General features: G+C 38.8%; 8 protein-coding genes. All 8 read left to right on the forward strand.

Annotated features, from left to right (window positions below; translation table 11 throughout):
- The first annotated feature begins 175 nt into the window (after nucleotides 1-175).
- The 8 genes from ACLLO5_RS25575 to ACLLO5_RS25610 all read left to right on the forward strand — a co-directional run bounded on the left by ACLLO5_RS25575 (nucleotide 176) and on the right by ACLLO5_RS25610 (nucleotide 11923).
- Nucleotides 176-931 (forward strand): YebC/PmpR family DNA-binding transcriptional regulator, encoded by a 756-nt coding sequence (locus tag ACLLO5_RS25575; RefSeq protein ID WP_413173280.1) that lies wholly within the window; start codon nucleotides 176-178, stop codon nucleotides 929-931.
- 90 nt (nucleotides 932-1021) lie between these two features.
- Nucleotides 1022-2299, forward strand: a complete 1278-nt coding sequence (locus tag ACLLO5_RS25580) for an FAD-dependent hydroxylase (RefSeq protein ID WP_413173281.1) — start codon at nucleotides 1022-1024, stop codon at nucleotides 2297-2299.
- A gap of 3 nt (nucleotides 2300-2302) precedes the next feature.
- Entirely contained in the window at nucleotides 2303-3424 is a 1122-nt protein-coding gene (locus tag ACLLO5_RS25585) for a calcium-binding protein (RefSeq protein WP_413173282.1), read from the forward strand.
- A gap of 132 nt (nucleotides 3425-3556) precedes the next feature.
- Nucleotides 3557-4360, forward strand: coding sequence for an RnfABCDGE type electron transport complex subunit D (locus ACLLO5_RS25590; protein ID WP_413173283.1), 804 nt, complete (start codon nucleotides 3557-3559; stop codon nucleotides 4358-4360).
- 187 nt (nucleotides 4361-4547) lie between these two features.
- Complete coding sequence (locus tag ACLLO5_RS25595; protein WP_413173284.1) at nucleotides 4548-5924, forward strand: DUF2330 domain-containing protein; 1377 nt, start codon at nucleotides 4548-4550, stop codon at nucleotides 5922-5924.
- 252 nt (nucleotides 5925-6176) lie between these two features.
- Nucleotides 6177-7676: an ABC transporter permease subunit gene (locus ACLLO5_RS25600; RefSeq protein WP_413173285.1), complete on the forward strand. Its 1500-nt coding sequence runs from the start codon at nucleotides 6177-6179 to the stop codon at nucleotides 7674-7676.
- Nucleotides 7677-8088: 412 nt separating this feature from the next.
- Nucleotides 8089-10719, forward strand: coding sequence for a bifunctional aconitate hydratase 2/2-methylisocitrate dehydratase (gene acnB, locus ACLLO5_RS25605; protein ID WP_413173286.1), 2631 nt, complete (start codon nucleotides 8089-8091; stop codon nucleotides 10717-10719).
- A gap of 304 nt (nucleotides 10720-11023) precedes the next feature.
- Nucleotides 11024-11923: a hypothetical protein gene (locus ACLLO5_RS25610; protein WP_413173287.1), complete on the forward strand. Its 900-nt coding sequence runs from the start codon at nucleotides 11024-11026 to the stop codon at nucleotides 11921-11923.
- Nucleotides 11924-11935: the final 12 nt, after the last annotated feature.

Here is an 11935-nt window from a genome sequence, read left to right on the forward strand (position 1 = left end):
ATTATTGTAAACTGCCTGATAAATTAGGACAATGCAGCTTACAGTTTTTTTACAATTTCCTCCCCTGCTTTTATTTTTCTAGCAAATATCCACGGTTTTTCCACCTGAGATTTGCATCTGGGTAAAAGCTAGATATATCCTAATGTTTGAGTAGAGAGTTAATATTTTTTAAGTTATGGCAGGACATAGTAAATGGGCAAATATTAAGCGTCAAAAGGCGGTAGTAGATGCAAAAAGGGGAAATGTCTTTACGCAGCTATCGCGGGCGATTATAGTTGCAGCTAGAAATGGTGTACCAGATCCGGCGGGAAATTTTCAACTGCGGACGGCAATTGATAAGGCGAAGGCGGCGGGTATTCCTAATGATAATATTGAGAGAGCGATCGCTAAAGGTGCGGGTACTTTTGGCGGCGATAATTCCAGTTTAGAAGAAATTCGCTATGAAGGTTATGGCCCTGGTGGTGTGGCGATTTTAATTGAAGCCCTCACAGATAATCGTAATCGCACAGCCGCAGATTTGCGGGTTTCTTTTAGCAAAAATGGCGGAAATTTGGGGGAAACTGGTTGTGTGAGTTGGATGTTTGCCCAAAAAGGGGTGTGTATAGTTGAGGGTCGTTTTAATGAAGAACAGCTTTTAGAAGCTTCACTGGAAGGTGATGCTGAGTCCTATGAAATGATTGCTGAGGACATGGCTGAGGTTTTGACTGAGGTGGGAAATTTAGAAAAACTGAGTCAAACATTGAAAACAAAAGGTTTTAAGGTTACAGATATAGAGTTGCGTTGGATTCCTGGTAATCAGGTGGAAGTTACAGATCCTGATCAGGCTAAATCTTTGCTGAAATTAATTGATACTTTAGAAGGGTTAGATGATGTGCAGAATGTCACGGCTAATTTTGAAATGGCGGAGAATTTAATGGCTGCAATGGCTTAATGTTCTGCACGGTTAACTGGCTGCGATCGCTTGCTCTCTTAGGGAAATTGCGTAAAAATAATAGGTAAAACGCCTTCATCTATCTTAACAATGTCACTTACCCAGCTTACTCAAACTCTTCCCTCTTCTCACACACCCACAAACCAACGGGGATATGATTATGATTTGGTAATTGTTGGTGGTGGGATTGTTGGTTTAACTCTGGCTGCTGCTTTAAAAAATTCTGGTTTAAGTATACTGTTAATTGAAGCTAAGGTGGCATCGGCAGCAGTAGCTAAAGGCCAAGCTTATGCTGTACATCTGTTGTCAGCCCGAATTTTTCAAGGAATTGGCATTTGGGACAAAATCCTGCCTAATATCGCTAAATATAGACAGGTGCGTTTATCTGACGCAGATTATTCTGAGGTGGTGCAATTTCAAAATTCTGATTTAGGGTTACAAGAATTAGGTTATGTAGCAGAACATTATGCACTGTTACAACCTTTACAGGAATTTGTGCAAAGTTGTGAAAATGTCACGTATCTGTGTCCTGCGGAAGTAGTCAGTACGCAGAATGAGCAAGATATAGTTACCATTAATATCAAGGTTGAAGGTGAGAATCGGTTAATTCGCAGTAAATTATTAGCAGCCGCTGATGGTTCAAAGTCACCAATTCGTCAAGCAGCGGGAATTAAAACAAAAGGCTGGAAATATTGGCAGTCTTGTATTGTGGCTTTTGTGAAACCAGAAAAATCACATAACTATACAGCCTACGAAAAATTTTGGTCTAGTGGCCCTTTTGCAATTTTACCTTTACCGGGTAATCGTTGCCGCATTGTTTGGACTGCACCCCATGAAGAAGCAAAAGCTTTGTGTGCTTTGAATGATGAGGAATTTTTGGCTGAACTCACCAAGCGTTATGGTGATCAGATGGGTAAATTGGAATTATTAGGCGATCGCTTTATTTTTCAGGTACAGTTGATGCAGAGCGATCGCTATGTTCTCCCTCGTTTAGCTTTAGTCGGTGACGCAGCACACAATTGTCACCCCGTCGGTGGACAAGGTTTAAATTTAGGGATTCGTGACGCAGCTGCTTTAGCAGAAGTCATCCAAACAGCACACCAAGCCGGTGAAGATATCGGTAAAATTGAAGTTCTGAAAAAATATGAAAGTTGGCGAAAAAAAGAAAACCTGACAATTTTAGGTTTTACAGATTTGTTAGATAGAGTTTTTTCTAATAATTTTTTACCCGTTGTCATTATTCGACGTTTGGGTTTATGGTTGATGGAGCGATTACCCATGCTCAAAATATTTGCACTCAAATTGATGATTGGCTTGAAGGGAAAAACACCAGAATTAGGGAAACAAGGTAAAATTATCACCAGATAGCAAATGGCTACTATTAATGGCACTAATTACAATGACAATGGTACTTTTCAAGGTACTTACCCCTATCTAATATTTTACCCCATACTTACAGGTACAAGTGTTGCAGACACAATTTACGGCTATGGTGGTAATGATATTCTTGACGGTGGTGCCGGTGTGGACACGATGTATGGTGGCACTGGCAATGATTCTTACTACGTTGATAATATAGATGATATAGTAGCCGAGAATTTTAATGAGGGTATAGACACGGTTTATGCTTCTGTTAGCTACAGTCTCAGAAACAATGTAGAAAACCTGAGTTTGACAGGAACTGGTGTCATCAATGGATATGGCAACAGTTTAAATAATGTCATTAACGGAAATAGCGCCAACAATATTATTTATGGCTATGGTGGCAATGACACCATCAACGGTGGTGCCGGTGCTGACATAATGTATGGTGGTGCTGGTAATGATATTTACTATGTTGATCACATAGATGACATAGTAGCCGAAAATTTTGGTGAGGGTATAGACACGGTTTATGCTTCTGTTAACTACCTGCTGAGAAGTTATTCTTCTTCCCTTGACCTAACTATGAGAAGTGATCCAGAAAACATCATTCTGACAGGAACTTCTCATCTTATTGCTGAGGGCAGTAGTGTAGATAATACTATCATTGGTAATAGTGGTAATAATCTGCTTTATGGCTATGGCGGTAATGACACTATCTATGGCAGAGATGGTGATGATAGTATTTATGCAGGTCCAGGTGGCGGTTACATTTATGGCGAGAACGGTAATGATCAATTATTGGGTGGAGACGATATAGACACCCTTTTCGGTGGTGCAGGAGATGACCTCCTACTTGGTAATGGGGGTAATGACGTGCTTTATGGAGGCGCTGGTGCAGATTACTTCTACTTTATCTATCTATCCGCAGGCATTGATATTATTATGGATTTCGAGTCCAGCGAAAAGGATAAAATTCTGATTGATCAAGTGGGATTTGGTGCTTCTTCCCTCAGCCAGTTTACTTACGACTCCAGTACAGGTGATCTATTCTTCAAGTCTACTCAATTCGCTACCATAGTTAACAATCCTCTCGGTTTTAATATTTTATCGGATCTGGTGTTGCTTTAACGGCGCTCTTCTGGCTGTATTTGTATATTTGCCACAAAATCTGTAACAAAAATTGTAACAAGAATAGTATTTAGCCCTACTCTCGTCTAAATTTGATGAGAAAGTTAGGGGAAATCCCCGCATCAAGGGGTAATGTTTAAAGATATTCGAGATTATCAAATTCTATTTCTGAGTCTATTCCTGATTTTAGGGATTGGCACAAGAGACTGGACATTGCGGCCTGAATTAATCTTAATAGCGATCGCCACTTGTCTATCAACCCAATGGATATTGTCATTAGTGATTAGCAAACACGCAAATGACAAACCACCGTCCTTTAATCTCCGCAGCGCCTTAATTACATCTCTCGGACTCAGTTTATTACTACGGGCTGACCATTGGACAACCATGGCTTTAGCCGCAGCTACCGCAATAGGTAGCAAATTTGTCTTCCAAACTGGTGATAAGCATTTTTTTAACCCCGCCAACTTTGGCATTATTTCCGCCTTAGCCCTCACCCCTGACGCTTGGGTTTCCCCTGGACAGTGGGGAGAAGAATGGTGGTATGGGCTTTTATTTGCCGGCACTGGGGGCATGATTTTGCAACGAGTTGGTCGTTGGGACACCACCGCCGCCTTTTTAGGTGCATACTCTCTACTGGAAGCAGTGCGTAATATTTGGTTAGGTTGGACTTGGGATGTTTACTTACATCGGTTAATGAGTGGTTCCTTAATACTGTTTGCCTTATTTATGGTGACAGATCCCCGGTCTATTCCTAATGCGCGTACAGGTCGTATAATTTGGGCGGTTTGTATTGCCATAGTCACCTTTATTTTGCGGAATTATTTCTTCCTTTCTACAGCCGTTTTTTGGGCGCTATTTGCCCTTGCACCATTAACTATTCTCATAGACACTCTCTGGTTCTCACCTAGATTTTCTTGGCTGAAAGAATCATAAAAGCGAATAGGGAACAGGGAATAGGGAACAGGGAACAGGGAACAGGGAAAAGGCAAAAGTTTATTCTTCCCAATTACCAATTACCAATTACCAATCACCAATCACCAATCACCAAAACAGGGAACAGGGAACAGGGAAAAGTTTATTCTTCCCAATTACCAATCACCAATTACCAATCACTAAAACAATGAAAAAATTTAACTTATTCATCCCTTTAATAATAGCACTTATCGCTGTCTTATCTTTTGCACCGACAGCGATAGCTTTTTGTGGATTTTATGTTGCCAAAGCCGATACTAAATTGTACAACAAAGCTTCTCAAGTTGTGATTGCCAGAGATGGGAATAAAACAGTCTTAACAATGGCTAATGACTTTCAAGGTGAGGTTAAAGACTTTGCTGTAGTCGTCCCTGTACCAACAGTAATCAAAGAAGAACAAGTGCGTGTTGCCGAACCTAAAATTATTGAACGATTAGACGCTTTTAGCGCCCCTAGATTAGTAGAATATTTTGATGAAGACCCATGCGCCCCAGCTTACAGAACACGGGAAATGCAAGTACCAATGGCAGCAGCAACAAGAGGGAGTGCTGAAAAAAATATGAGCCAAGATAATAGTTTGGGTGTCACTGTCGAAGCAAAGTTCAATGTGGGTGAATATGATATTCTCATCCTCAGTGCCAAAGAATCTGGTGGGTTAGAAACTTGGCTGCGACGTAATGGGTACAAAATTCCTAGAGGGGCAAATCAATTACTAAAACCCTATATTCGTTCTTCCATGAAATTCTTTGTTGCTAAAGTTAACTTAGATAAATTTGAGGAATCTGGTTATCAATTTCTCCGACCTTTACAAATTTCCTACGAATCACCCAAGTTTATGTTACCCATTCGTTTGGGTATGATTAATTCTACATCTGAGCAAGATTTAATTGTTTATATCCTCTCACCCAAAGGACAGGCAGAAGTCACTAACTACCGGACAGTAAAAGTTCCTTCTAGTGTCAATATTCCTGTGTTTGTGAAAAACGAATTTGGCGATTTTTATAAATCCATGTTCCAAACTTCTTACACCAAAGAAGATAAAAAAGTTGCTTTTCTGGAATATGCGTGGGATATGAGTAATTGTGATCCTTGTTCTGCTGAACCTCTCAATAATGAAGAACTCAAGCAAGCAGGTGTATTTTGGTTAGATAATAATGTTGAGAATAATAGAATAGCACCATCTGGTTTTGGTCGTTCCTTTCCCACCAGTAATGTTTTCATTACCCGTTTGCACGTCCGCTACACTCGTAATAAGTTTCCTGAAGATTTGATGTTTCAAACAACTTCTAACCGAGAATCTTTTCAAGGACGTTATGTTTTACAACATCCGTTTACAGGAAATGCACAATGTTCTGCTGGTAGAGAATATAAACGGTCTTTGTCTCGACGTTTTGAACAAGAAGCACAAACTCTAGCGCAGTTAACAAACTGGAAGATTCAAGATATTCGCCAAAAAATGAAGCTGAGTGTTGGAAATCTCACAACTTCTTGGTGGGAAAATATGCTGATGTTTTTTGGATTTTAAATATCACGGGTTGCAATTGCAGATATCTGCTAGAGTAATTATTTGTATGTTCATATTCATACACTCAGAACATACGTAAGAGGGAACGAAGGTAGGGGTAATTTATGAATTACCCCTACATCAGAATTAGGGTTGCAGTTATATCTTGGGTAAGTCCTAAGAGGTTGTTTTAAAAGTTTTTGAGACATTACCAATGTTATAAAATTGATTGTTATGTTTATGGGGTTATCGTGGTTGGGTAGTAGGACTAAAATGATCAAGATTAGTTTTAGGCGTTGGTTATGTTGGTTTTTGGTGGTTGGGTTAAGTAGTTGCTTGTTAGTTGGTTGTAGTGTGAATCCTAGTGGTGGAAAAACTCTACGAGTAGCGACTGAACCAGCTTTTCCTCCTTTTGAGTTTCAGGGGAAGGATGGAGAGTTACAGGGTTTTTCTATTGATTTGATGAGAGCGATCGCAACTGCTGCTAGTTTTCAGGTAGAATTTCAAAGTTTACCTTTTGATGGCATTATTCCCGCACTGCAAGCTAAAACTATAGATGCGGCAATTAGTTCGATTACCATTACACAAGAGAGATCGAAAACCGTAGCTTTCTCTCGTCCTTATTTTAAAGCCGGGTTAGCGATAGCAATTCGCTCAGATAATCAAAATATTACTAGTTTTAACAGTCTGCAAAATAAAAAAATTGCTGTACAGATTGGTACAACAGGCGCAGAAAAAGCTAAAAGTGTGACTGGGGCGCAAGTTAGCAGTTTTGATTCTGCACCTCTAGCATTGCAAGAATTACTAAATGGAAATGTTGATGCAGTTATTAATGATGCACCCGTAACTCTATATGCCATTAATACAGGTAATCTTCAAGGCATCAAAGTCATATCACAATTGCTAACAGAGGAATTTTACGGAATTGCTACTGCTCAAAATTCCCCCTATGTATCTTTGATTAACCAGGGTTTAAAAAAGGTATTAGATAATGGAAATTATCAAAAAATATACCAAAAATGGTTTAAATCTCTACCACCAATATTACCAGAAAAATCACTATTTGCAAATCAAAATACAGCCAAGTTAAATTCTCTCAGCTTAATTTGGCAATCTTTACCAACTTTATTAATCGGCGTATTAGTAACATTACAATTAGCATTTATATCAGTAATATTTGGTTTGGCTGGTGGTTCTTTAATTGGTATTCTACATCTTTCTGTAATTAAACCTGTGCGTTGGTTATCAAGGGCTTATGTAGACTTTTTTCGAGGCACTCCTTTACTAGTGCAGATATTTATGATTTACTTTGGTTTACCAGCATTGTTCCAAGAATTAGGTTTGACCTTTTCATTAAATCGCCTGGTAGCTGGAGTAATTGCTTTAAGTTTAAATAGCGCCGCTTACATTGCAGAAATTGTCCGGGCTGGGATTCAATCAATTGAAAATGGACAATCAGAAGCAGCCCGTTCACTAGGTTTAAACTCATTCCAAACAATGCGTCATGTGATTTTTCCCCAAGCCTTCCGGCGGATGATTCCACCTTTGGGTAATGAATTTATTAGTTTATTAAAAGATACCAGTTTAGTAGCTGTCATTGGTTTTGAAGAATTGTTCCGCAAAGGACAGTTAATAGTTGCAGAAAATTATCGCGCTTTTGAAATTTACGCAATGGTAGCTGTGATTTATTTATGTTTGACATTGGTTTCTTCTCAAGCCATTAGTCGGGTAGAAAAATGGATGAATCCAATCAGTAAAGAAAATGTAAAATAATTATCGAACAGAATTCAGGAGTCAGAATTCAGAATGAATTATAGTCCACATTCCGCCCTTCAAAAAATAGCAATCAATCAAAATTTATGGTTTAAACAATTACGTATCAATGGCAAACAAAATTATGAACGCAAAAAGTTAAGCTTTTATGGGGGTTTAAAAGCTATTTCAACAACAACATTTAATTTAAGGTATGCAATCAGTTATAAAAAATATCACCGATAAAATCGTAAAACTAGAGAGAGAAACTAAGATAATAAATAATACTTTTGACAAGCAGTAGGTAGGAATTGCAAGATATGAAAATGCGACTCCGTTCTTGATAATCAATTCCGTCCATTCGTAACTCCTGTAACAATTCCTTTACAATAAAATAAAGAAAGCAAAACATTAGAGGAGAACAGTAGAAACCATGCTACAAGAATATCGTCAACACACCCAAGAACGCGCCCAATTAGGTATTCCCCCCTTACCATTAGATGCAGTACAAACATCAGCATTATGTGAATTACTGAAAAATCCACCTAAAGGCGAAGAAGAGGTATTATTAAATTTATTACGCGATCGCATTCCTCCTGGAGTAGACCAAGCAGCTTATGTGAAAGCTGGGTTTCTCACTGCTATTGCTAAAGGAGAAATTACCAGTCCCTTAGTTTCACCTGTAGATGCAGTGGAATTGCTGGGAACAATGGTAGGCGGTTATAACGTACAATCTTTAATTGATTTACTGCAAGTTGCTACTGTATCTGTATCCGACTCTTCAGAAACACCCCTAGTTATGGGGGGACAAGGAAAAGAACCAATAGCCGCTTATGCAGCTAACGCACTCAGCAAAATTCTGTTAGTTTATGATGCGTTTCATGATGTTTTGGAATTATCAAAAACCAACCCCTATGCTAAAAGGGTGGTAGACTCTTGGGCAGAAGCAGAATGGTTTACTGTACGTCCCACACTTCCCGAAAGTATCACCGTTACGGTTTTCAAAGTTCCAGGGGAAACCAACACAGACGACTTATCACCCGCAACTCACGCTACTACTCGTCCTGATATTCCCCTTCACGCTTTAGCGATGTTAGAAACCCGTCAACCGGGAAGTTTAGAAACAATTGTCGAGTTGAAGAAAAAAGGACATCCTGTTGCTTACGTTGGTGATGTGGTGGGTACAGGTTCATCTCGCAAATCTGCAATCAATTCTGTATTATGGCATTTGGGCAATGATATACCCTTTGTTCCCAATAAAAGGGCTGGGGGATATATATTAGGAAGTGCGATCGCTCCTATCTTTTTTAACACAGCCGAAGATGCTGGTGCATTACCCATACAATGCGATGTCACCCAAATGGAAACCGGTGACGTAATCACCATTTACCCCTACAAAGGCGAAGTTACCAACACCGCAGGAGAAGTAATTTCCACCTTCAGCCTCAAACCCGACACCATTTTAGACGAAGTTCGCGCTGGTGGACGTATCCCCTTATTAATTGGACGTACCCTCACCGACAAAACCCGTCAAGCATTAGGTTTAGAACCCAGCAACTTATTTATCCGTCCCCAAGCCCCAGCCGACACCGGAAAAGGCTTCACATTGGCGCAGAAAATGGTCGGAAAAGCTTGCGGTTTACCAGGAGTACGTCCAGGGACATCTTGCGAACCAATCATGACTACAGTCGGTTCTCAGGACACCACAGGCCCCATGACCCGCGACGAATTAAAAGAACTCGCTTGTCTCGGTTTCAGTGCAGACTTAGTAATGCAAAGCTTCTGTCACACAGCCGCATATCCCAAACCAGTGGACATCAAAACCCACCAAGAACTACCCGACTTTTTCGCCCAACGTGGTGGTGTAGCTTTACGTCCTGGTGATGGTATCATTCACTCCTGGTTAAACCGGATGTTATTACCCGACACAGTGGGAACAGGTGGAGACTCACATACTCGCTTCCCCTTGGGAATATCCTTCCCCGCCGGTTCTGGTTTAGTTGCGTTTGCTGGTGCATTGGGTGTCATGCCTTTGGATATGCCAGAATCAGTTTTGGTAAGATTTAAAGGAGAATTGCAACCAGGAATTACTTTGCGAGATGTAGTGAATGCAATTCCTTATGTAGCCATGCAAAAAGGTTTGTTAACAGTAGAGAAGCAGAACAAGAAAAACATCTTCTCTGGCAAGATTTTGGAAATTGAAGGTTTACCAAATTTGAAAGTAGAACAAGCTTTTGAATTAACCGACGCTTCCGCAGAACGTTCTTGTGCTGGTTGTACAATTAAGTTAAGCGAAGAAACAATTGCGGAATATTTGCGTTCCAATATTGCCCTGTTAAAAAACATGGTAGCACGAGGTTATCATGATGAGCGAACCATTATGCGCCGAGTAGCGAAAATGGAAGAATGGTTAGCAAATCCTGTGCTATTATCTGCCGACACAGATGCCGAATATGCAGAAATAATTGAAATTGATTTAAGCCAAATCAAAGAACCAATTGTAGCTGCTCCCAATGACCCAGATAATGTTAAGTTATTATCAGAAGTTGCTAATGATCCTGTACAAGAAGTATTTGTTGGTTCTTGTATGACAAATATCGGACATTATCGGGCAACTGCGAAGGTTTTAGAAGGTGCAGGTAAAGTAAATGCTCGGTTGTGGATAGCGCCTCCAACTCGCATGGATGAACATCAACTAAAAACAGAAGGTGTTTATGATGTTTTCGTAGCTGCAAATGCCAGAACCGAGATTCCCGGATGCAGTTTGTGTATGGGAAATCAGGCGCGAGTTGATGATAACACCACGGTGTTTTCTACCTCGACTCGTAACTTCAATAATCGCATGGGAAAAGGCGCACAAGTGTATTTAGGTTCGGCAGAATTAGCAGCAGTTTGTGCGTTGTTAGGAAGGCTTCCTAATGTGCAGGAATATTTGGATATTGTGGCGGAGAGAATTCATCCTTTTGCTGATAATTTGTATCGTTATTTGAACTTTGATCAAATAGTTGGTTTTGAGGATGAAGGTAGGGTGATTAGTAAGGAGGAACAAGCGGCTTTGGTATAATGTAATTGGGGTGAGTCTTGATGGCTCACCTAATTGAGCGTTTGCATTCCTCAAGATGGTCACTTTATTAAGTTTTAAAAATTTTTACCTCCCTAAATAGGGAGGTTTGCAATTAAGTCAAGCTGACTTAGAACCTCAGTAGAGGTACTTTTTTGGTAATTAAAAAATGAAATCCAATATGTACTATATTTTACTCTAGGGTCTTCACTTGCCATCAATTTTAAAGCAAGGAGAGGAACACCATAGAATCTACACAGTATATTCTAATCTATTCATCTTTGTTTTGTCAACTTTATTATCAACAATGATTAACAAACTTGCTCTTACTCGTCCTAATTTACCAAAACCTAACCTGGATAATCTTGATTTTTTTCAGAAATCTTTTTCCAACGCAAGATTAGAGAAATATTTTAAAGCTGTATTTCAATCAGATAAAACAGAACATGAAAATCTTAAAAAAGCCATGCAACTTTACCAAATTAATATGATATATTGTGAATCTTTATATCCTAGTTTGCATACTTTAGAAATAGCTCTTCGCAATCGCATAGATATAAATTTAACTGGTAAGTATCAATCGAATTGGTTTATTTGTAGCACCAATTTTTTTAGTGAATCTATATATAAACTAGAAAAAAAAGGAAATCTAAATATTATTATTCCCAGTAATTCTTCAACAATCTTATTAGAACAAGAAGAAGAAAAAATTATTTTTTCGCTACAAGATGTGATAAAGAACCAAAATGAAAAATATAAATTTAGAGATATAGAATTTTTTAAAATTGCAGAAAACAGAGATCAAATTATTGCAAATTTAAGCTTGGGCTTTTGGATAGCAATTCTAACTAAACCCAAATATCTAGAAAATGTATTTAAGCCTTGTGTCAAAACTATATTTTCTAATGCCAAAAATTCTGAACATAATATTCGTATTATTGAACCTATTCTCAAAAGAATACAAAAATTACGCAATAGAATATTCCATCATGAACCAATAATCTGGGAATACTATGATATAGAGCAAAGATATCAAGATATTTACAGAGTAATTCAATGGATTGATCCAAAGTTAGAAATTTGGTTAAAATATGATTCTAAAATTGATCGATTTCCAGATATTTATCAAAATCTCTCAGAAGAAGTTAAGATGCTAACCAGGAAAAATATCACAAAGAAAATTCAATATCAAGATCGATCAAGGTGACAAATAGAGGTA

This window comes from Anabaena azotica SJ-1, assembly GCF_047275885.1.
Classification (GTDB): Bacteria; Cyanobacteriota; Cyanobacteriia; order Cyanobacteriales; family Nostocaceae; genus Trichormus_B; species Trichormus_B azotica_A.